Annotated in this window: 15 protein-coding genes; 11 read left to right on the top strand and 4 right to left on the bottom strand. The window is 68.9% G+C overall.

Annotated elements, in window-relative coordinates:
• Positions 1 to 2: 2 nt before the first annotated feature.
• From F0U60_RS46475 to F0U60_RS46465, 3 genes are all read left to right on the top strand, one after another.
• Entirely contained in the window at positions 3 to 1,313 is a 1,311-nt protein-coding gene (locus F0U60_RS46475) for a sensor histidine kinase (protein ID WP_395810195.1), read from the top strand.
• Between the two features lie 169 nt (positions 1,314 to 1,482).
• Complete coding sequence (locus F0U60_RS46470; protein WP_395810193.1) at positions 1,483 to 4,335, top strand: kelch repeat-containing protein; 2,853 nt, start codon at positions 1,483 to 1,485, stop codon at positions 4,333 to 4,335.
• Positions 4,336 to 4,558: 223 nt separating this feature from the next.
• Complete coding sequence (locus tag F0U60_RS46465) at positions 4,559 to 5,812, top strand: hypothetical protein (protein ID WP_395810191.1); 1,254 nt, start codon at positions 4,559 to 4,561, stop codon at positions 5,810 to 5,812.
• Position 5,813: 1 nt separating this feature from the next.
• Here the strand turns inward: F0U60_RS46465 and F0U60_RS46460 are convergent, their stop codons facing one another.
• The gene (locus F0U60_RS46460; RefSeq protein ID WP_395810189.1) at positions 5,814 to 7,238 is read right to left on the bottom strand and encodes an MBOAT family O-acyltransferase; all 1,425 of its coding nucleotides are present in this window, start codon (positions 7,236 to 7,238) and stop codon (positions 5,814 to 5,816) included.
• A 1-nt stretch (position 7,239) separates the two neighbouring features.
• Entirely contained in the window at positions 7,240 to 10,014 is a 2,775-nt protein-coding gene (locus F0U60_RS46455) for a GDSL-type esterase/lipase family protein (protein WP_395810187.1), read from the bottom strand.
• Positions 10,015 to 10,121: 107 nt separating this feature from the next.
• On the opposite strand from F0U60_RS46455, the gene F0U60_RS46450 reads away from it, so the two are divergent.
• From F0U60_RS46450 to F0U60_RS46415, 8 genes are all read left to right on the top strand, one after another.
• On the top strand, positions 10,122 to 11,186 hold the full coding sequence (locus F0U60_RS46450; protein WP_395810185.1) for a mannose-1-phosphate guanylyltransferase: 1,065 nt from the start codon (positions 10,122 to 10,124) through the stop codon (positions 11,184 to 11,186).
• Positions 11,187 to 11,496: 310 nt separating this feature from the next.
• Positions 11,497 to 13,230: a serine/threonine-protein kinase gene (locus F0U60_RS46445; protein WP_395810183.1), complete on the top strand. Its 1,734-nt coding sequence runs from the start codon at positions 11,497 to 11,499 to the stop codon at positions 13,228 to 13,230.
• 130 nt (positions 13,231 to 13,360) lie between these two features.
• Complete coding sequence (locus tag F0U60_RS46440; protein WP_395810181.1) at positions 13,361 to 15,214, top strand: CotH kinase family protein; 1,854 nt, start codon at positions 13,361 to 13,363, stop codon at positions 15,212 to 15,214.
• A gap of 115 nt (positions 15,215 to 15,329) precedes the next feature.
• The gene (locus F0U60_RS46435; RefSeq protein ID WP_395810179.1) at positions 15,330 to 15,896 is read left to right on the top strand and encodes a Uma2 family endonuclease; all 567 of its coding nucleotides are present in this window, start codon (positions 15,330 to 15,332) and stop codon (positions 15,894 to 15,896) included.
• 41 nt (positions 15,897 to 15,937) lie between these two features.
• Positions 15,938 to 17,098, top strand: a complete 1,161-nt coding sequence (locus F0U60_RS46430; RefSeq protein WP_395810177.1) for an LOG family protein — start codon at positions 15,938 to 15,940, stop codon at positions 17,096 to 17,098.
• A 208-nt stretch (positions 17,099 to 17,306) separates the two neighbouring features.
• Positions 17,307 to 18,677, top strand: coding sequence for a phosphomannomutase/phosphoglucomutase (locus F0U60_RS46425; RefSeq protein ID WP_395810175.1), 1,371 nt, complete (start codon positions 17,307 to 17,309; stop codon positions 18,675 to 18,677).
• Positions 18,678 to 18,722: 45 nt separating this feature from the next.
• Entirely contained in the window at positions 18,723 to 19,652 is a 930-nt protein-coding gene (locus tag F0U60_RS46420; RefSeq protein ID WP_395810173.1) for an ROK family protein, read from the top strand.
• 49 nt (positions 19,653 to 19,701) lie between these two features.
• Complete coding sequence (locus F0U60_RS46415) at positions 19,702 to 20,910, top strand: BMP family protein (protein WP_395810171.1); 1,209 nt, start codon at positions 19,702 to 19,704, stop codon at positions 20,908 to 20,910.
• Positions 20,911 to 20,971: 61 nt separating this feature from the next.
• Here the strand turns inward: F0U60_RS46415 and F0U60_RS46410 are convergent, their stop codons facing one another.
• Positions 20,972 to 22,090, bottom strand: coding sequence for an OmpA family protein (locus F0U60_RS46410; RefSeq protein WP_395810169.1), 1,119 nt, complete (start codon positions 22,088 to 22,090; stop codon positions 20,972 to 20,974).
• A gap of 48 nt (positions 22,091 to 22,138) precedes the next feature.
• Positions 22,139 to 22,498, bottom strand: coding sequence for a hypothetical protein (locus F0U60_RS46405; protein ID WP_395810167.1), 360 nt, complete (start codon positions 22,496 to 22,498; stop codon positions 22,139 to 22,141).
• Positions 22,499 to 22,657 lie beyond the last annotated feature (159 nt).

The following is a 22,657-nucleotide window of genomic DNA, read 5'->3' as shown; positions in this document are numbered from 1 at the left end:
AGGTGGGGTCATGGGAGGAGGCGGATCCGGAGCAGGTCCACCGGGGCATCCTGCCCATCGCGTCCCTGGGCCCGCTGGCGCTCAACATCGCGCTCGTCATCCGGTTCTGGGGGCAGTGGAGCGTGGTGCTCGGCGTCGTGGGCATCCTCGTGGGCAATACCCTGCTCCACGTGCTGGCCATCGAGTGGACCGCCAGGCGCTTCAGCCGCGCCGCGGCCGAGTCAGTGCGGACGCTGAACAACGTGGTGGGCATCTCGTTGGCGGGTGTCCTCACCCACTGGTCGCCGCTGGTGTGGGCCGTTGTCCCGTACAACATGGTCTGGTTCTACGGGATGGACCGCTGGGTCTACCCGCGCATGGCCTTCTACCTGGTGGCGATGAACGCGGTGGCCCTGAGCACCGGGAGCAGCGTGGAGCTGGCGCTGGCCTTCGATCTGTTCGGTATCTCCGCCTTCCTGGTGTCGCAGAAGCGGGCCGAGCTGCTGCGCCTGATGCTGGGCAATGCGCACCGGCAGCGCGTGGAGCTGGAGAAGGCCCACCAGGAGGTGCAGCAGATGCACCAGCGGGCCCTGGAGCGGGAGCGGCTCTCCAGCCTGGGCATGCTGGCGGCGGGGGTGGCGCATGAAATCAACAACCCGATGAGCTTCGTGACGAGCAACGTCAACTCGATGCTCCGGGACATGAAGGACGAGCCGCACCTGTCCGAGCTGATGAAGGAGTACCGGGACGACGTGCTCCCGGCCACGCTGGACGGCATCAAGCGGGTGAACTCCATCGTCGCGGACCTGCGCCGCTTCGCGCGCGGAGACCCCGAGGCGCATGTCGCGTTCGACTTCGACGCCGAGGTGCAGACGGCGCTGCGCATTGCGCAGGGGCAGCTCGGCCATGTGCGGGTGGAGAAGGAGTTGAGCGGGGTGGGGACGGTGGTGGGCCGTCCACGGCAGATCGTCCAGGTGCTGGTGAACCTGCTGGTGAACGCGGGACAGGCCACCGCGCCCGGCGGCCTGGTGCGTGTCACCACGAACCGCGACAGTCATTGGATTTTCGTGCAGGTGCGCGACACCGGCTCGGGCATGTCCGAGGAGACGAAGCGTCACCTCTTCGAGCCGTTCTTCACCACCAAGCCCGAGGGGCAGGGCACGGGGCTTGGGCTCTCCGTGGTGCACGGCATCGTGCGCTCCCACGGCGGTCGCATCGAGGTGGAGAGCGAGCTGGGGCGGGGCACCTGCTTCACTCTCCGTCTGCCGCTCGTGCCGCCGCTGCTCGAGTACGAGCCCTCGTCGGACGGGGGGATGCGGCGGCGCCCGGCTTGAGGCGGCCCAGAGGGGGTCATTCACTGGAAGTGGGTCGAAACAGACACCGCTGGCTGATATTTTCAGCCCCGCTGCTTGTATGAGAACTTGGAATTCCTGTATTGATTGTCCACCAGCGCACTGACGGCTGGTGTGGGTCGATTGCGACCCCCCCGGGAGAGGGGGACACATGACGAACAAGCGGATGAACCGCGGAGCACTCCGCGGTGGCACCCTGGCGCTGGCGTTGGCGCTGGCGGGCTGTGGAGAAGTGCACTCGGAGGCCAGCGAGGTCTCCGTGCAGCGCACGGAGTCACTCGAGGGGCGTTGTGAGGTGAAGCCGCCCTTCACGCCCAGCTTCGAGCCGGAGCTGGAGTGGGAGTGGACGGGCAGCACGGTGCTGCCCACTCACAACCAGGTGATGATGACACCGGCGGTGGTGGACGTGAGCGGGGATGGCGTGCCGGACGTCATCTTCAACACGTTCGCTGGCGGCGCGTACAGCGCGGACGGCGTCCTGCGGGCCATCAGCGGTGCCGATGGCCACGACCTGTGGACGGTGACGGACACGCGTTACCAGGTGCGCGGTGCGGCGAGCATCGCGGCCGGTGACATTGATGGCGACGGCAAGGTGGAGTTGTGCACCGTGCCGGAGACGGGCGTGGGCGTCATCTGCTTCGAGCATGACGGCACGTTCAAGTTCCGGACGACGGGGTCCAACAATAACTGGGGTGGCCCCTCGCTGGCGGACCTGGACGGCGATGGAACGGTGGAGATCCTCAACGGCAACGCCGTCTACAGCAACACGGGCGTGCTGAAGTGGACCGGGAGCGACGGGACGGGTGGCGCGAGCCAGGGCCCGCTGTCCTTCGCCGCGGACATCGACCAGGACGGGAAGCTCGAGGTGGTCAACGGCCGTGCCGTGTACCGGCATGATGGCACCCTCAAGTGCTCCAACCCGGCCATTGGGCACGGCCTGGCGGGCGTGGGCAACTTCGACGGTGACATCTACGGGGAGATCGCCATCGTGTGGTCCGGCAGGGTCACCCTGATGGACGACAACTGCCAGCTGCTGTGGACCACGCTCATCCCGGGTGGAGGCAACGGTGGCGCGCCGAACATCGCGGACTTCGACAACGATGGTCAGGCGGAGATCGGCGTGGCGGGGGCGAATGCCTACTCCGTCTTCGAGTCCAATGGCGCCGTGAAGTGGTCGAAGGCCACGCGTGACCACAGCTCCAACGTCACCGGCTCGTCGACCTTCGACTTCGAGGGCGATGGCAAGGCCGAGGTGGTCTACGGCGACGAAATCCGGTTGCGCATCTACGACGGTGCCACGGGCGCCGTGCGCTTTGAGGTGCCGCACAGCTCGGGCACCACCTACGAGAACCCGGTCATCGTGGATGTGGATGGCGACGACAACGCCGAGATCGTGATGATCGCCAACAACTACCACGGCTACGACAAGTTCACCGGCATCCGGGTGTTCCGCGACAAGAAGGACGGGTGGGTGAACACGCGGCGCATCTGGAACCAGCACGCGTACTCCGTCACCCACGTCAACGACGACGGCACCATCCCCGCGCACCCGGCCACCAACTGGCTGACGCCGGGCCTCAACACCTTCCGCTCCAACAGCCAGGGCGTGGGCTCCACCAGCCCCTTCGCGGCGTCGGACCTGCAGGTGGTGTCGGCGCCTGCCTCCTCGTGCAACTCCGAGACGCTGACGCTGACGTTGACGGCGCGGGTGCGCAACGACGGCGCGGCGGCGGCCTCGGCCGGCCTGAAGGTGGCCTTCTACCGGGGCAACCCGGCCTTGGGCGGTACGCTGCTGGGCGTGGCCACCGTGCCCTCCGTCATCCCCGCGGGCGGTGAGGCCAACGCCGTGCTGAAGCTCGCCACCGCTCCGGGTGGTACGGCCGAGGTGTGGGCCGTGGCTGATGACGATGGCACCGGCACCGGCCGCGAGGTTGAGTGCCGCGAGGACAACAACGCCGCCTCCTCCACCGTGAGCCTGGTCTGCGAGTCCGCGCCGACGGGCGGGTGGACGCTGACGGGCAGCCTGGCCCTGCCGCGCATGCTGCACACCGCCAACCTGCTGGATGATGGCCGGGTGCTGGTGGCGGGCGGCTTCAACGTCACCTCGGAGCTCTACGACCCCGTCACGGGCACCTGGAGCGCCACGGGCAACACCCTGGCCCCCCACCGCGGCCACACGGCCACGAAGCTGCTGGACGGCCGGGTGCTCATCGCGGGCGGCGGCCAGTGCCCCCTCACCAACGCCACCGCGGAGCTGTACGTCCCGGCGCTGGGCAAGTGGAGGCCGGCGGGCCAGCTCAACCAGCAGCGCTTCCACCACGCCGCGGTCCTGCTGCCCAACGGCAAGGTGCTGGTGATGGGTGGCAACGACTCCGAGCACAACGGCGGCGTGCTGGCCTCGGCCGAGCTGTATGACCCGGCCACTGGCACCTGGTCCTTCAGCGGCTCGCTGGGCACGGCGCGCAGCCACCACACGGCCACGCTGCTGCCGGACGGCAGGGTGCTCATCGCGGGCGGTATCGATGGCAGCGGGAACCTGCTCGCGTCGGCCGAGCTGTACGACCCGGCCACGGGGACCTTCTCGTCCGTGGAGGCGATGGGCCATGGCCGCGGCTTCCACACGGCGACCCTGCTGCCGACCGGGCGAGTGCTCGTCGCGGGCGGCGCCGGTATCGAGCCGGGCCTCAGCGTGTCGGCCGAGTTGTATGACCCTGCCACCGGCACCTGGTCGGCCACGGGCGGCATGACGACGCCGCGCGGTCGTCACACGGCCAACCTGCTGCCGGATGGCCGAGTGCTCGTCGCGGGCGGCTACCACGAGGCCACGGGCATTCTGACCTCGTCCGAGCTGTATGACCCGGTCACCGGCACCTGGAGCGACACGTGGTTCATGAACGTGGACCGCTACGGCCACACGGCCACGCTGCTCGGCAACGGCACGGTGCTCGCCGTGGGCGGAGCCAGCAACCACGACCCGTCCTCCGCCGAGTACTACACGCCGTAACGCGGCTGTAGGCCGATTCTCGGGTCAGTCCAGTGCACCGGGGGGCGAAGTGAGTGTCGCTCCCGGTGCACTCCTCAGGGGGGCATTGGCGGGGGGCGGGCGGGGAGGGGTATGCTCTCTCTGGCGCCCCCCGAGCGTTGCACCACCGACAAAAAGACGTGACTTGGATTGCCCCCCCAGGTCCAGGCAGTTTGGAGGGGAAATCGTCGAGAGGATTTTCGGCATGATCCTAGCCTCCCCCCGCAGCGTGCCCCACTCCGCGGCCTCCACCCTGGACGAGGGAGGTCCTGAGTTCGAAGCACGCTGGGCCTGGGAGGTGATGGCTCGGGCACTCTCCTGCTACATCAAGCTGCTGCGGACGCTGCGCTCACCGCGTTGGAAGCGGCTGCTGCGCGCGAACGCGGACCGGCTTCGGGAGGCGCGCGAGCTTGAGACTTCCGTCCAGGAGTTGCTGGCGCATGGTCAGCACTGCCCCCTCGGGTTGCTGCGGCTCAAGCGCAACCGGTTGGAGGCGCTCGCGCGTAAGCGGCTCTCCCACTTCACCCGGCAGGAGGGGGCGTCGATGGACGAGGTGCTCGGTCGATTGGAGAACCTGATGAACGAGCCGTTGCCCCAGCCTCCCGGTCGTGACGAGCCGGTGCTGCTCGAGGGCTCTCAGGGGTGGCGCAACTTCCTGTCCTGGCCCGGCTCGTGGGTGTTCGCGCTGTTCGTCATCACGAATCGCTATGGGCTGGAGCGTTACGGCAAGCCCGTGCCGCTGCTCCTCGCGGGGGGCGCCCTCGCGCTCTACTTCCACCTGCGGTGCACGGGGCGGTTCTGGCTCACCGCGAAGCGGCTGGTGTGGAAGCCGCGCTTCGGCGAGCCGGTGCAGGTGTCGCTGAAGTCCATTGGGCCTGGGGGTATCTCCGCGCTGCCGGCCTGGGGCGAGGTGCGTGTGGAGGGCGAGCGGACCCTCACCGTGCGCCACGCGGGCCACGCCGGCCTGCTGGCCGCGCTGTTGGACCTCTACCGTCGGTCTCCCTTCCTCGGCGAGGTGGATGGCACGTCGCGGGTGCAGGAGGTGTCCGTGCTCCCGGCCTCGCGCCTTCCGAAGGACGCCCGGTCCGGACAGCAGGTGGAGCCCGGTGTGGCGGTGCTTCGGCCCGGTTATGCCGCCTTCCTCCCGGAGGACAGCGCTGCCGAGGTCTTCCGCAGCCTTGCGGGCCCGGACGCTCGGAGCCCGGAGGCGGACGTGACCGTGGAGCTGCTGGTGGAGCAGATGCGGCTGCTGTCCGAGGCCGAGTTCGACGCGCACATGCGGCAGGCCGTGCTCTCCAGCGGTGGGGAGCTGTGGCTCGCGGACGAGGTGCGTTCGGGCTCGGTGCCCGAGGCCGGCCATGTGTACCGGGTCGGGGCCCACGGCGTGGGCATGGAGCTGCGGCCGGATGCGGCCCAGGCCGAGGCCACGGACCGCATCGTGCGCCGCTGGGCGGCGTAACTCAGAACTGGAAGTAGACGTACGGACGCGTCTCCACCGACGTCAGGTGGCGCACGCCCAGGCCCACCAGCACCAACACCACCGCTCGCACGGGCACCGGCATCTTCACGAACAGGTCGCCCGCCTTGTGGAAGAGGCCCAGCGGTGTCACGTGGCTCACCGCCGCCACCGCCAGCACCGACCACACGAGCGTGCTCACGTTGGCCAGACCCATGCTGCCCTCGAAGAGCCGCGCGTACATCTCCCCGGCGCGTCCCAGGTTCGGCGCGCGGAAGACGATGCGTGTGAGCACCACCACGAGGAACGTGGCTGCCCAGCCGAACCCCGCGCGCACCCGGGCCACGGGGCCTTCCTTCGGCGGCTTGCCCGTTACCCACCACCACACGCGGATGATGCACTCCATGGCTCCGTGCGCGAGGCCCCAGATGGCGAAGCGCCAGTCCGCGCCGTGCCACAGGCCGCCCAGTCCCATGGTGATCATCAGGTTGAGGAGCGCCCGAGGCTTGGAGACGCGGTTGCCGCCCAGCGGCCGGTAGAGGTAGTCGCGCAGCCAGTGGGACAGGCTGATGTGCCAGCGGCTCCAGAAGTCGAAGAGGTTCGTCGCCAGGTAGGGGCGATTGAAGTTCTCCTCGAACTTGAAGCCGAAGAGCGCCGCCGTGCCGATGGCGATGTCCGAGTACGCCGAGAAGTCGAAGTAGAGCTCGAAGCTGTAGGCCACCGCCGCGATGAAGCACTCGGCCGAGGTGTACGCCTCCGGCGAGGCGAAGACGGGGTCCACCAGGCCACTGCCGAGCACGTCCGCGATGACGAGCTTCTTCGCCAGGCCTATGGCGATGCGGTACAGGCCCTGGCCTCCCTCCTGGGCCGTCAGCGAGGGCGTGTCGTCGAAGCGCTCGATGAGGTGCGAGGCGCGCACGATGGGGCCCGCCACCAGGTGCGGGAAGAAGAGCAGGTAGAGCAGGTGCTCGAAGTACGTGCGCTCCTTCTGGATTTCCCCCCGGTAGCTGTCCACCACGTAGCTGATGGCCTGGAAGGTGAAGAAGGACAGGCCCACGGGCAGCAGCAGGCCGAAGCGCTCGGTGCGCACGTGGACGCCCAGCGGCCCGAGCAGCGCCACCGCCGTCTCACGGAACAGGTCCGCGTACTTGAAGACGACCAACACGCCGAGCGTGCTGACGATGGACACCGTCAACAGGGCCTTGCGCACTCCCGGCGACTCCGAGCGCCGGAAGCCCTTGATGCACAGGTGGTTGATGGCCGTGGCCCCGATGAAGAGCCGCAGCGGCCATGGCGTCCACATCGAGTAGAAGATGACGCTCGCCACCATCAACACGCCCAGCCGCGCCCACTTGTGGTGGTGCACCGACCAGTAGAGGGCGAAGGTGACGGTGAGGAAGAAGACGAACTGGAGGCTGTGGAAGTACACGTCAGCGTCCTTGGACTACTTCCGAAGCGAGCGCCGGCGGCTGGGCCTTGAAGGCTTCGTAGGCCGCGAGCAGATCAGTGAGGAACATGCCCGCGAGCTTCTCGTAGCCCTCGGGCGTCAGGTGGATGCCGTCGGTGTGGCCCAGGCCGTTCTGCTGCCAGCGCAGCATGGCATGGTCCCCACCCATGGACGCTCGAGCGGACCAGTAGGCGCAGCCCTGCGCGCGCGCCACCTCGGGCAGCACCGTCAGCACCTTGGCGAGCCCGGGTGCCGCCTCCCACGTGCCCTCCGAGCTCTGCTGCATCCGGTCGGTGGTGCCGAGCAGGAGGCACTCGGCGCCGCCCGCGTCCTTCTTGAGGCGGGCGATGAGCTCGCCGTACTCGGTGCGCAGCTTCTCCGCGTCCAGGTCCGCCTGGCCGCTCTCGTTGGTGCCGTACCAGAAGACGAGCAGCTGCGGCTTGCGCGAGGAGAGCTGTGCGGCGAGCGCCTGCGGGTCCTCGCTGGCCAGGGTGGAGGCGGTGGAGCCCGGCAGGCCCGCCGCGTCGTAGGCGACGCCGCGCTGCTCCAGGTCCAACGCCGCGCCCAGCACGGTGAGGGTACCCCCGCCCTTGTTGAGCACCTCCACCTCATGGGCGGGGCCGGTGACAGGGAAGGAGCGGATGCGGACCGTGGGCGTGGTGAAGGGCTCGGGCGGAGGCGGCTCGGGAGGCATGGCGCTGCCGTCCACCTTCACCTCCATCTGCCCGGCACCGGGCCCATCCAGCCAGTAGAGGGAGAGTCGCGCGGGAGGCGTGGGAGCGGCAGTGCAGCCCTCGCAGAAGCGGATGCGCAGCGCGGCCCCGGGAGCACCCACCGCGCGGATGCCACTGAGGCCCCAGGCCTGTCCCGGCGTGGTGGCCTGCAGCGCGTCCTCGATCGTCCACTCGCCCGTCAGCTCGCGTGAGACGCCCGCGGGCTTCAGCCGGTCCGACGCCTTGCCCGCGGCGATGAAGCCGCGCCCGGCGTCCCCGAAGCGCTTCGTCAGCGCGTTTCGCATCACGTCCGTGAAGTAGTGCGAGGCCGTGTGCGAGGCCCCGAGCTGGAGGATGCCCAGCCGGGCCTCTTCGCCCTTCTCCAGCGTGCTCAGCCGCTTGAAGGTGGCGGTGAGGGTCTTCTCGGTGTTCTGGAGGCCGGGGCGATCATTGGCCACCAGCGGGGGCGGGCGGCTCGCGGCATAGGCGCGCTGGATGGCCAGGTCGAAGAGGTGGCCCAGCAGGTCCGAGCCCTTCGAGCGCGGGTGGATGAGGTCCTCGTTGAGCATGCCGGCCGACAGCCAGCGGATGGAGGAGCCCTCGCCACCCATGGCGTTGAGCGCGTCCCAGTAGGCGCAGCCGCCTTCCTTGGCCACTTCGCGGAAGATGTCCGCCACCAGGCGCGAGCCCCGGCGCGGCACCAGCTCGCCACCCATGGTCCGTACGGCCGCGTCGATAGGCGACCAGACGAGGCACGCGGCGTCCGGCACGGACTCGCGCACCAGTTTCACGAGAGCCTGTGCCTCTTGCTTGATCTCCTCGGGCTTCGTCCAGTCGCGCGAGAGGCGGAAGGCCTCGTTGCCGCCGAACATGAGCACCACCAGCGATGGCTTGCGCTGGCGCATCTGCGCGCGGAAGAAGGGCTGATGCGTGCGCAGGAAGACGCCTGCGTAGGCCCCTGGCAGACCGATGGTGTCGTACACCACGCCCGGGTTGCCGTTCTCCAGCGAGACGCCGTGCAGCTCGACTTTGCCCCGCGTCTTGAGCGTCAGCGTCTTCGCGTCAGCCGGCAGCTTCACCCGGGCGTTGGCCACCTCCGCGGGCGTCCAGCGCGTCTGCACGCGCTGCAGCTGCTTGCCGTCCGCGAGCACCTGCACGGAGCCGCCGCCCGGCTGGGCGAGGAAGAAGATTTCCGCCGTGCGCGCGTCCTCAATGGCGAAGCGCACGTCCTGGGGGCCCGCGTTGCCCGCGGCGAAGGCCACGCCCGAGAAGGGCAGGCGGTCCTTCGGCGGGGCGCGGTCGATGATGCGGGTGAATACCCAGCCCTCGGAAGCCTGGCCGGCGCGCACGCCGCGGCCGGAGCGGGTGGGACGATCGATGTAGAGGAAGCCCTTGCCGCCCGAGCCATGGCGATCCTGCAGCCGCTCGCGTGCCACGTCGGTGATGTGGTCCGAGGCGATCAGCGAGTCGCCCAGGTGCTCCACGCGCACGGGCTGGGTGCGGCGGCCTTCATGCAGGGCGCGCAGTGCGTCAAAGAAGGGGGCCAGCCCACTCTCCTCGCACCCGGAGGCGCCCATGCGCCGGCAGCCGGGCTCGAGGTCCACGTGCTGGGCGCCCATCTTCTCGCGCAGGGCCTCCATGCGCTGGGCCTTGGCGCGCTGGGTGGGACCCAGGCCCGCCAGTCCCAAGGGGTCGGCTTCGGCCTCGGCGACGCCGGGCGAGGGCTCGGGGACGCCGGCATCGGAGCCACTGGCTTCGGCGACCTCGGTCTCCTCCTCAGGCTCATCCTCTTCGGGGAGGACGGGCACCTCGGGCGCATTCGTGTCGGTATCGGGCTCGACGCCCACGGCCTTGCGTTTGGAGGCGGCGCTGGAGGTGGTGACGAGCGCGACGAGCTGCGGCACCACCGGCCCCTTGGCGAGGCTAGGAATGGGCCGCAACGCCTCTGGCAGCTGCGGGACGAGGGACAACCCCACCGCGAGGGCCAGCGTGAGGGCGAGCGTCAATAAGACCGATGTGTGCTTGGACTCCAACGCGCCCGGCATGAGACTGGCTTTTCGCGGCGGGGTCAAAACTCCTGCCTGTGTTCGTTGGGCAACCGAGCAGACGTGCCCCTGGCGGTCGGCAGGCGAGGCGCTATGTTGCGCGCCCCATGACCCTCCATCCCGTCATCATGGCCGGTGGTTCCGGCACCCGTTTCTGGCCGCTGTCGCGCAAGGCGCGGCCCAAGCAGTTCCTCCCGTTGGCTTCGAAGAACCCGCTCATCACCGACACCGCCTCCCGTCTCAAGGGGCTGGCCTCGGTGAAGGACACCCTCATCGTCTGCGGTCCCCTGCACGCGAAGCAGGCTGCGAAGCTGGTGAAGGGCCTGTCGAAGAAGAACCTCCTGGTGGAGCCGGTGGCGCGCAACACGGCGCCGGCCATCGCCCTGGCGGCGGTGCAGGTGGCGGCGAAGGATCCCGAGGGCATCCTGGTCGTCCTGCCCTCGGACCACCACGTGGCGGACGTGGCCGGCTTCAAGAAGACCATCTCCGAGGCCGCGCAGGTGGCCGCCAAGGGGCACCTCGTCACGCTGGGCATCAAGCCGAACCGCCCGGAGACGGGCTACGGCTACATCCAGGTGGGTGACGCGCTGGAGGGTGGTAGCCGTCAGGTGAAGGCCTTCCGCGAGAAGCCGGACGTGGAGACGGCCCGGCGCTACGTGGAGTCGGGCGAGTACCTGTGGAACGCGGGCATCTTCGTCTTCCGGGCGGACGCCATCCTGGAGGCCTTCGACAAGCACATGCCGGAGATGAAGAAGGGGCTGGACGCGCTGCGCAAGGCGGCCGGCAAGCGCACCTTCGCGTCCGTGCTCAAGAAGGTGTTCCCGAAGTTGCCCTCCATCTCCATCGACTACGGCGTGATGGAGAAGGCCACCAACATCGCGGTGCTGCCGGGTGACTTCGGCTGGTCGGACGTGGGCTCCTTCGCGGCCATCCCCGAGGTGCGCCCCGCGGACGAGAATGGCAACGTCGTCTCGGGTCCCGAGGCAGTGGTGGTGGACTGCAAGGGCTGCGTGGTGATTGCCGACAAGCGCCCGCTGTCCGTGGTGGGCCTCACCGACATGGTGGTGGTGGACTCGGGCGACGCGGTGCTGGTGGTGCCCAAGGACAAGAGCCAGGACGTGCGCAAGGTGGTGGAGGCCCTCAAGGCCCGCAAGCGCGAGAAGTTCCTGTAGGCCAGACGCCTCTTCTGCCTCTGTCGAAAGAGGGGACTTCCTCCCTTTTTTTCAGGGTGGCGTTTGCAGGAATTACAGGGCAACTCCATCTTTCCAGGAGCCGCTCACGGTACTTCTGCCCCTTGCCCCGTTGGATTCTTGACGGAGCAAGAGTGCATGGAGGTTGCAAAGCTTCACCGGTGCGCCGCCTTCCAGGCAGGCGTGCTGGGGGGCGGCGATGGGTTGCAACCACTGCTTCACCGAACATCCAACGAATGTTCCATGCACCCGGTCCGAAGGTGCGCCATGTGACAGCGAGGTGCTGTCCGGCATGAGCTATGGGCCGTTGGTCCTCGTGCGCAAGCTGGGGACCGGGGCGCTCGGGACGGTGTACCTCGCCGAGCACTCGTCGAGCGGCGCGCACTTCGCCGTGAAGGTGCTCCACCCGCACCTGGCCGACAATCCGGCCGTGCTCGAGCGCTTCTACGCGGAGGCCCGCCACGCCCAGCACCTCGTCCACCCGAGCGTGGCCCGGGTGCTCGACGTGCGCCAGGCGCCCAGTGGTCACCACTGCCTCCTCATGGAGTACGTTGACGGCACCGCCCTGTCGCACCTGCCGCTGCCGCTGTCTCCCGCGGAGGCTGTGTTGCTGCTGTCGCAGGTGTTGGAGGGGCTCGAGGCCGCGCACGTCTGTGGCGTCATCCATCGCGACATCAAGCCGGAGAACCTCGTCCTCACCACGGACCGGGACGGCGAGCGGCGCGTGAAGCTGCTCGACTTCGGCATGGCGGCCACGCTGGCCGCGGGGTTCTCCGAGGAGGAGCTCGGCGCCGGCATGGTGGTGGGCAGTCCGGCCTACCTCGCGCCCGAGCTGTGGGTGCGCGCCGAGCCCGATGGCCGCACGGACCTGTATGCGCTCGCGGTGCTGGGCTATCGGCTCCTCACGGGGCGGCTGCCCTTCGGCGGAGGCGGGCGCATGGGCGAGATGCTCCTCGTGCACAAGCCCACCCGACCCCTGCCGCCTCACGTCATCCAGGAGCGCGTGCCACGGGCGCTCTCCGCGGTGCTGATGCAGGCCATGTCCCTGCGTCCCGATGACCGCTTCGCCAGCGCTCGGGCCTTCCGCTTCGCGCTGCACGAGGCCATGCGGAGGCCTGCCTTCGGCTGCATCGCGCCTCCGGCCTTCCGCGTGAGGCTCGAGGATCCGCAGGGCCTGGGGCTGCAACCCGTGTTCGTGAACGATCTGAGCGAGGAGGGCCTGCGCATTGCCTGTGACGGGCCGCTGCCACGGCTGGGCGCCCGCCTGCGAGCGGAGTTCTCCCTCAACGGCTGGGCGCTCGAGTGCACGTGCGACGTGGTGCGCCTGCTGCCCGCGGAGGAGGCGCGCACCTGGGGTGGTCGCCAGGGCTTCATCCTCCGCTTCTCCGAGCCCTCGGAAGACGTGCGCCGCATGATTGCTCAGGCGCTGGCGCCTCCTCCCACGGAGCCGACGCCGGATCCGGAGCTCGCTCAGCTCCTGTCGCGCGCCGCCGCGTGCAGTCAGGACCCGTACACCCTGCTGGCCATCCATCCGCATGCGGACTTCGCGGAGGTGATGCGGCGCGTGGCGCAGGCCGAGCGTCGGCTGGAGCCCTTCTGGCAGCGGCCCCTTCCCTCTGAGCAGCGCCAGGCGCTCGAGGCGCTCCGGGGGAAGCTGGAGGTTGCCAGACGGACGCTCGGTGAGCCGATGTCCCGCGCGCGCTTCGATGCCTCCCGAGGCAACTTCCATGGCGTGGCCCGCTGCCTCGCCGCCGGGGTGCCGGTGACAGCGGTGGAGCGGCTGCGTCAGGTGTTCCTCGCTACCCGGCCGGACGCGGAGGCCCGTGCGCGTGTACTCTTCGACGAGGGCATCGTCCTGGAGGCGCAGAACGTGCTCGACGCCGCCTTGGCGCGCTACACCGAGGCGCTTCGCGTGGATCCGCTCAACCTCATGCTGCACCGCTACTACCACCTGCTGACCCAGCGGATGCACACGGAAACGACCCGCCCGGCCGGGGCTTCAACCTACCCCTCCGCGCCGCACTGAGTGCTTCCCCAGGGCCTCGCTCCACCCGTCCTGGGAAGCTGGGTTCTCCACCTGCTCCCGCGGGTTGCCGCTTCGTGTCCCGGGAACAGCGCTCCGACCCTGGCGCATCACTTGCTCCGGGGTGGGATGCATGAGAACCGCACTTCTCACCGGATTTCTCCTCGTGCTGGGGGCGTGTGGCGGCCGCAACGACCCGTCCGACACGCGCAAGGATCCCACGAACATCATCGACGCCGGGACGCCACCGGATGCGGGGGGAGCCCCGGACGCTGGAGTGCCGGATGCGGGGACGCCCCCCGATGCAGGGACGCCTCCAGACGCGGGGACGCCTCCGGATGGTGGCACCCAGACGGGCTCGAGGCCCTCGCCCGCGAAGCCGGAATGGCCGCGGCTGCAGACGTCCATTCCCACCTATGAGCTGACGCTGTCGCAGCAGGACTACCAGGCCCTCTACGACCATCTCCAGGATCCTCCCTCGAAGAAGTTCCAGGTGATGGGCCGCTTCACCCACGAGGGCCGCACATACGAGACGGAGCTGAGCTTCCGCGGACGCTCCACGAAGACGGACGCGCGCATCGTGAAGAAGTCGTGGGACGTGCGCTTCAACAAGGAGAACCGCTTCGAGGGGAAGAAGAACATCGAGCTGCTGGCGGCGTGGAAGGACGCTGGCTACCTCACCGAGAAGCTCTGGTACGACCTGGCCGCGAGCATGGGTCTGCGGGTGCCGCGAGCCCGCTACGTCCACGTGAAGCTCCACCTCGTGCAGGCCGACGGCAGCGTCATCACGAAGTACGAGGGCGTCTTCACCGAGCTGGAGTCCATCAACAAGGACTTCCTCGATGCCCATGGCTTCGACGACGGGGACCTCTATCGCTGCGGCATGCACGACTGCGAGCTGCGCGAGCCACCCCAGGAGCGGTACATGGAGCCCTGGGACAAGAAGACGAACGAGAAGCAGCCCTGGGATGGGCTGTGGAGCTTCCTCGAGGGCGTCAACCGCACGCCGCCGCACCGGTTCGCCGCCTTCCTCGAGGAGCGGCTGGAGCTGGAGGACTACCTCACCTGGCTGGCCATGGAGACGTTCATCAACAACGACCTCCAGGGCGACTCGCGCAGCTATCTGGCCTACGACCCCGCCACGGGCAAGTGGACGTACGTGCCGTGGGATCTCAACAACGCGCTGTCTCTCTACAACCGCACCAATCCCGTCATCCAAGGTGTGAAGGAGAGCCATCCACTCTTCAGCTTCACCGCCTATGACCCGCACGTGTACGAGCTCGCCGAGTTCCGCGCCACCTTCCCAGGCATGGAGGACATGAAGCCCCTCTGGAGCACGCTCTCCACGCGCATCTACGACGACCCGGAGCTGCGCGCCCGGTACGTGGCTCGGCTGCGCCTGCTGCTCGACACGTGGTTCACCGAGGAGAACATCGGTCCGCGTGTCGAAGCCATGCACGCGCTGCTCGCTCCGTACATCCTGCCCGGCAAGGACGGCAAGACGGTGGACCCGTACGTCAGCCCCGCGCATGCCGCGCGCAGCACCGAGTTCCTCCACCGCTTCGTGCGCCAGCGCCGTGCGTGGTTGCTCCAACACCTGCATGACATCGATGCGCTCGGGAGCGGGGCGCTCGTCATTGACCGGGTGGGCCGTGAGGCCTCCGGCGCCTTCTGGGTGCAGCTCTACAACCGGGGTTCCACGCCGGTGTCCTTGGGAGGTCTCCACCTGTCGGGCTTCACGCGGTTGCCCAAGCAGTGGACGCTGCCCAACCTGACGGTGCCGCCCGGGGAGGTCATCACCTTCGGAGCCACGGGTTCGCAGGCACTGGGCGCGACGCTCGACCCGCTTCGCCCCGAGGTCTCCCTCTTCGCCGCGGACGGGAGGACGGCCATGGACTTGCTGTGGCTGGCGCCGCTGAAGCCGGGTGAGGCCTACGGGCGGCAGCCTCGCGGCGCTGAATCCTTTGGCGCCCAACCTGGGCCGTGAGACCCTCCAGCGAGATGTCAGAGGTCAAGTGCATGCTGGACACATGAGCGAGCACATGCACGGGCAGTGGGGGGAGCAGGTTGCGACGGCAGGGGCGGGACTGCATCCTGGGAGCATGAGCGACAAGGCGCCACGGCGCGAAGCCACGTACGAAGACCTGGAGCGCGTCCCGTCCAACTTCGTCGGGGAGCTCATTGGCGGCGAGCTGTACGTGAGCCCGCGTCCGAGGACGGTGCACGCCCGGGCCGCCTTCCGGTTGGGGCGGGCCCTGGGACCGTTCGATCGGAACCCGGTAGGGGAGGGCCCTGGAGGTTGGGTGCTCCTCTTCGAGCCCGAACTGCACCTGGGCGGCGAAGCGCTGGTGCCAGACCTCGCCGGATGGCGGCGTGAGCGCATGCCCGAGCTGCCCGATGTCACCGCACTGACGCTCGCCCCTGACTGGGTCTGCGAGGTGTTGTCCCCCTCCACGGAGGCGCTGGATCGCGTTCGGAAGATGGGCGCGTACGCGCGTGAGGGGGTGAGGCACTTGTGGCTTGTGGACCCGGGTCCGCGGATGCTGGAGGTGTACCGGCTGGAGGATGGGCGTTGGTCACGGCTCGGTGCGCACCTGGGGAACGTCACCGTCCACGCCGAGCCCTTTGAAGCGCTTGCCCTGGAGTTGGCTCCCCTGTGGGAGCGCTGACTTGATACGTTCGGTGGCCCATCTCGCTTCCGGAGGTCCGTTTGGTCGAGATTGAGAGTCTCGCGGCATTCGAGCAGCACCTGACGAGTGGCAGGAGCCTTGCCAACGTCATTCTCCAGGGCCTGGACCTGACGGGGCAGACGCGCGTGCTGTTGAGCGCTGACCTCTCCGGCACCGTCTTCCTGGGCTGCCAGCTTGAGAAGGATGCGCTGCAGGCTGTGCTCGCGCACGGGGCCATGGTCTTCCCGCCCTTCTCGGGGCTGCCCTACTCGCCCTACCGGGGGAGCCTCTACTCGCCCGAGGAGCTCTACGCGGGCTTCGACCCCACGCGCCCCGAGAGCTACGCGGACACGCCCGACGCTCGCATCTACGCCCATTGGAACTCGCGAGGCGCCGCCAATTCACCCTCGCTGCTGGAGACGTTGGCGCAGCGGCTCCATGACCACGCCGTCACCGATGCCATGGAGGAGGTGCTCGCCCAGCACAGCCAGGGTCAGCCGCGGCGGGTGGTGGCCATCATGGGCGGCCACTCCATGCTCCGGGGGCAGCCCGATTACCGCGCGGTGGCGGAGCTGGCCCGAGAGCTGGCGCGCCTCGGCTTCTTCCTGGTGAGCGGTGGGGGGCCGGGCGCGATGGAGGCCACGCACCTGGGCGCCTGGTTCGCGGGCCGGAGCGAGGCGGAGCTGACCGAGGCCCTCGCGCTCCTCGCTCAGGCGCCGAGCTACAAGAACAAGGAGTGGCTCTCACGTGCCTTCGAGGTACGCGCGGCCTGGCCCCTGCGGGACGAAGACCGTCCCTTCTGTGAGAGCCTGGGCATCCCCACCTGGCACTACGGCCACGAGCCGCCCAACCCCTTCGCCACCCACATCGCCAAGTACTTCGCCAACAGCGTCCGCGAGGACGGCCTGCTCACCATCGCGAAGGGCGGCGTCATCTACTCCCCGGGCAGTGCCGGCACCATCCAGGAGGTCTTCCAGGACGCCTGCCAGAACCACTACAACACGGTGGGTGTGGTCAGCCCCATGATCTTCCTGGGGCAGGACTTCTGGACGCGGACGCGGCCGGTCTACCCCCTGTTGGAGCAGCTCGCTCGGGGCCAGGACTACGCGCGCTACCTGCTGCTCACCGACTCCCGGGAGGCCATCGTCCGGGCGCTCGTGGACTTCGATCGCGAGCAGGATTCCCGAAGTCTCACGCGCTAGGATTTCCCTAAGGATTTCCAGGGCTCACGCCCACCTACATGCGGCTCAGTAGCCGGGCAGGGGGGCACCCCTTTGTTCGGGCTCCAAGGGATCGGCGGGGCCAGCGCCCGGCCCGACTCTACTTGGATACCCCCCGGGACCGCGCTTGTGTACAGTGCGCGGCCCTCGACCCAGCCCCCTTTTTTCGAGGGCTTCAGGAAATAGCCTCATGAACGCGCATATCTTCCGCGAGTACGACATCCGTGGCCTGGTGGACAAGGACCTCACCGTTGAGGTGGTGGAGCTACTGGGCAAGGGGCTCGGCACCGTGGTGCGGCGCAAGGGTGGACGCTCCATCGTGGTGGGCCGCGACTGCCGCGAGTCCTCCACGCGCTTCCGCGACGCCCTCTGCCGTGGCCTGACCTCTACCGGATTGAACGTGCTCGACGTGGGCGTGGTGCCCACGCCGCTGACCTACTTCGCCGCCAACACCCTGCCGGTGGATGGCCTGGCGATGATCACCGGCAGCCACAACCCGCCCGAGTACAACGGCTTCAAGATTGGCGCCGGCAAGACGACCTTCCACGGCCCTGAGATTCAGGCGCTGCGCAAGCTCATCGAGGCGCGCGACTTCGAGCAGTCCCCGCTGCCGGGCACCGTGACGCCCTACGACATCCACACGCCGTACTACCACTTCGTCCGTCAGACGGTGAAGGTGGGCCGCAAGGGGATGAAGATCGTCATCGACGCGGGCAACGGCACCGGCGGCGCGGTGGCGGTGCCGCTCTTCCAGAGCATGGGCTTCGATGTCGTCCCGCTCTTCTGCGACATGGACGCTACCTTCCCCAACCACCACCCGGACCCGACGGTGGTGGAGAACATGCAGGACCTGATCGCGGCGGTGAAGCGCGAGAAGGCCGAGGTGGGCATCGCCTATGACGGCGACAGCGACCGCATCGGCGTGGTGGACGACCAGGGCAACATCCTCTGGGGCGATCAGATCATGATCCTCTTCAGCCGCTACGTGCTGAAGGAGAGCCCGGGCGCGGCCATCGTGGGCGAGGTGAAGTGCTCCTACACGCTCTACGACGACATCGCGAAGCAGGGCGGCAAGCCGGTGATGTGGAAGGCGGGCCACTCGCTCATCAAGGCGAAGATGAAGGAGGAGCACGCGGAGCTGGCCGGCGAGATGAGCGGCCACATCTTCTTCAAGAACCGCTACTTCGGCTTCGACGACGCCATCTACTCCTCGGCGCGCCTGCTGGAGATTCTCACCCACGAGAAGGCGAAGCTGTCGGAGCTGCTCGCGGACGTGCCCAAGACGTTCGCCTCGCCCGAGCTGCGCGTGGACACGGTGGAGGAGAAGAAGTTTGAGATCGTCAAGCGCGCCACCGAGTGGTTGCGTCAGGCGGGCCACGCGCTGGTGGACGTGGACGGTGTGCGGGTGACCTTCCCGGACGGGTGGGGCCTCATCCGCGCCTCCAACACCCAGCCCATCCTGGTGCTGCGCTTCGAGGCCCGTACCCCCGAGCGGCTGGAGGAGATCCGCCAGCTCATCGAGGGCACGGTGGAGAAGATGCAGCGCGAGGTCGGCGCCTGAGGTAGAGAGGGGGCCTCGCAGGCCCCCGCTGATTGGAGGATACGGATGCCCACGCTCGGAATCGATCTCGGAGGCACGTTCGCTCGCGCGGCGGTGGTGGATGAGCAGGGGAAGATCGTCGCGGCGGCCAAGATGGCGCTCGGCGAGCGCAGCCCCTCCGCGGTGGTGGAGTCCATTGCCCACGCGGCCAAGGCGGCGGTGGAGTCGGCTGGCTCACCCGTGAAGTTCTGCGGCGTGGGCGCGGCCGGGCAGATCCACGGCGACTCGGGCGTGCTGGCGGTGGCGCCCAACCTCGGCTGGCGCAACGTGCCGCTGGGGGCGCTGCTGCAGACGCGGCTCGGCTACAAGGTCAAGGTGGTGAACGACCTGGCCGCCGCCGCCTGGGGCGAGCTCAACGCCGGTGCGGGACGCGGCAGCCACGACACGTACACCGTGTTCGTGGGCTCGGGCGTGGGCAGCGCCATCATCGCCGGTGGCAAGCTGGTGCACGGCTCGGGCGGAGTGGCCGGCGAGTTGGGCCACACCAAGGTGGTGCCCAACGGGCGCCGGTGCGGCTGCGGAGAGCTGGGCTGCCTGGAGGCCTACGTGGGCGGCCACAACCTCATCGCTCAGACGCGTGAGCTGCTGGCCACCGGGCGTTCGCACGTGCTGATGGAGCTGACGGGTGGGGACCCCGCCCGGGTGACGCCGGTGACGCTGGAGCAGGCGGCCGAGGCGGGCGACGCCGAGGCGCGTGAAATCTACGAGCGGGCGAGCCTCATGCTGGCCATCGCCGTGGCCAACCAGGTGACGGTGCTCAACCCGGCGCGGCTCATCCTGGGAGGCGGGGTGCTGTCGCACTGCCCGGGCATCCGGCGGCGGCTGGTGGAGGGCGTGCAGGCCTACGCTTCCATGACTGCCCGCGAGGGGTTGCTCATCACCGACGCCGAGCTGGGCGACGACAGCGGCCTGATCGGCGCGGCGCTCCTGGCCTGACCCGCAGCCTGACTTGATGGGGAGGGCGTGCCTCTGTTAGAGGCGCGTCATGCCCACTCCTCGTCCCTTCCTGCGACTGTCCCTGTTGTCTGCCCTGGTGCTCGTGTCCGCCTGCAAGAAGCAGGAGGAGGCGAAGCCGGAGGCCACCGCCGCGAAGCCCTCGGAGGGCACCACCGCTCCGGCCGCTGCTCCGAAGGAGAAGGGCCTGAAGGTGGGCCTGGTGACGGACGTGGGCGGGCGGGGTGACCACTCCTTCAACGACTCGGCGCTGCGCGGCCTGGAGCTGTGGGGGGCGGGCAAGAAGATGGAGGGAGGCAGCTACAAGGACGCCTCCCAGGAGGAGCTGAAGGTGACGCTCCAGCAGGACCTGGCCTCGCGCAACATCGCCCCGGTGGGCATTACCCCGGTGGTGCTGCAGAGCAAGGTGCCCGAGGACTACGAGCCCAACCTGCAGCTGCTGGTGGACCAGAACGTGGCCCTGTCCGTGGGCGTGGGCTTCATGCTTGAGAACGCCGTGGAGACGGTGGCCAAGCGCAACCCGGACGCGAAGTTCCTGCTCATCGACAGCCCGATCGTCTCCGCCGACAACAAGCCCTACACCCTGCCCAACGTGCGCACGGTGACGTTCCGCGAGGAGCAGGGCAGCTTCCTGGTGGGCGCGCTGGCCGGTCTGGTCACCCAGGGCAACAAGGTGGGCTTCGTGGGCGGCATGGAGGTGCCCCTCATCAAGCGCTTCGAGGCGGGCTTCCGCGCGGGCGTGGCCGCCACCAACCCCAAGGCCACCGTGCTGGTGAACTACACGGGCAGCTTCGACAACGTGGCCGCTGGCAAGCAGGTGGGCCAGGACCTGGTGAACAAGGGCGCGGACATCGTCTACCACGCGGCTGGCTCGGACGGCCTGGGCGTCATCCAGGCGGTGAAGGAGGCGCGCGCTGCCAACAAGAACGTGTTCGTCATTGGCGTGGACTCGGACCAGTCGCACCTGGCCCCGGAGGCGGTGCTGACCTCGATGCTCAAGCGCGTGGACCTGGGCGTCTACGAGGCCGTGCGTGACCTGTCCGCGGGCAAGCTGCAGGGTGGGGACGTGGTGCTGGGCCTGAAGGAGGGCGGCGTCACCTACGCCCCTGTGCGCGTGGAGATCCCCAACAAGGCCACCATCATCGAGCAGGTCGAGGAGCTGCGCGCGAAGGTCATCGCCGGGGAGCTCCAGGTCCCCACGGATCCCTCGCAGCTCACGGCCGCTCCCGCCAAGCCGTAACGCGGAGTCGGGTCGGCAGTCAGGCCCCGTTGCCTCTGGGAGGCAGCGGGGCCTTTTTCATTCACGGAGTCGGTGAGGGCTGGGACTCCGATTGGCCGGCGCCGCCGACACCGCGCTCGAGGACGATCTCCACCCGGCGGTTGTTCGCGCGTCCCTCGGCGGTCTTGTTCGAGGCGACGGGTTGCGACTCGCCCCGCCCGTCAATGCGGATGCGCGAGCTGTCCAGACCCCGTTCGACGAGGTAGTCCCTGACGGACTCGGCGCGCTGGTAGGAGAGATCCTCATTGAGCTCCTCGGGGCCCTGGCTGTCGGTGTGGCCCTCGATGACGAGCGGGTTCTGGGTCTTCTTCAGCGCTTCGGCGACCTCATCGAGCCTCCGCCGAGCTGTGGGCAACAGGTCCACGCTGCCTGAGCGGAAGAGCACGCTCCCAGAGAGCGTGAGCACCAGCCCTCGCTGCTCCTCCTTCACTTCGACCTGCCGAATGGAGCGCAGTTCGCTTGCCACCTGGGCTTGGGCTCGTGCTTCAGCCTCCGCCCGGGCAGCGCGTTGCTCGGCCTCGAGACGTGCCTGACGCTCCTGCTCGAGCTGAGCGTTGAGCTGATCCATGCGTGCCTGGGCCTCATCGAGCCGGGCCTGGCGCTCCTGCTCCTCGCGCCGTGCCTGCTCCAGCCGCTGCTGCTCGGCCTGCTGCTGCGCCGCCAACTCCTGCTGCCGCGCCGCCTCCTGCTGCTGCTGCGCGAGCTGGGCTTGTCGCTGCTCCGCCTCTGCGCGCAGACGTTGAGCCTCGGCGAGCTCGGCACGCGCCTTGTCGAGCTCCTGTCGCGTGCGGAGGCTCTCGGAGGCCTGGCTCATGGCGAGCTGCTGCTCCGCCTGTTGGCGCTCCTGCTCGGCGACGATGGTCCGAGCACGTGACTCAGCGATCTGTGCCTTGCGCAGCGCCACGTACGCCAGCGTGCGCGTGTGCTCCGAGTCCCTCTCTCGCTCGTAGGCCCGGTTGGCTTCATTGAGCGCATCGCGTGCCTCGGCGAGTGCGTCCGGGCTGTACTGGGCCGCGGGACCCGAGGAGGCTCGTTGATAGGCATAGCGCGCATCCAGCAGCTCGCGCGGCATGGTGCTCGCGCAGCCCGTAATCGTAGCGGCACCGAGCAGCCCCCAAGTGAGACGCTTCCATCCCCGCATAACCTTCTCCTCTGGCATCGAGTCCTCGACGCGCCTGAAGTGTGGTGGCTACTGCACCGTGCTCTGTTGGAGCTGTTGGACCTGTTGGAGCAGCCGATCGGCCTCGGCGCGGGCTGGGGCCTCGCGCGCCAGAGCCAGGGCCAGCTCCGCGTCCGCCTCGGCGCGCTTCAAGAAGAGCGCGGCCTCGTCTCGCCTCTGCCGCTCGAGCAGCCTGCGCGCCTCGTTCGTCTGCTCCCGCGCCCACTGCAGGTGCTGCGCCGCATCCGGGATGGACTCAGCACCGGCCGCCTCCGCCTGACGGATGCTGACCTGCGAGTCCACCAGCTCTTCAGTGGGTACCGCCCTCTGCACTCCCGCGCAGCCGGCCAACCCCAACAGCAGCCCTGCGCTCACGATTGCCGTTCGCATCGCTCGTCGCTCCCCCGAATGGGCCGCGAGCGGATCCTGGACCCGCCGTCCCCAAGCAGCCCTTCAACGACTCCGAGATGTGCACTGGGCTACAGGGCTACAAGCACGGGCCGCTGATCGCTCGTCTGCTCTGCGTGCGTGCGGGCATCATGAAAACGG

This window comes from Archangium minus (assembly GCF_044360475.1).
GTDB lineage: Bacteria > Myxococcota > Myxococcia > Myxococcales > Myxococcaceae > Archangium > Archangium minus.
This window is presented reverse-complemented; position numbering and strand designations above follow the sequence as displayed.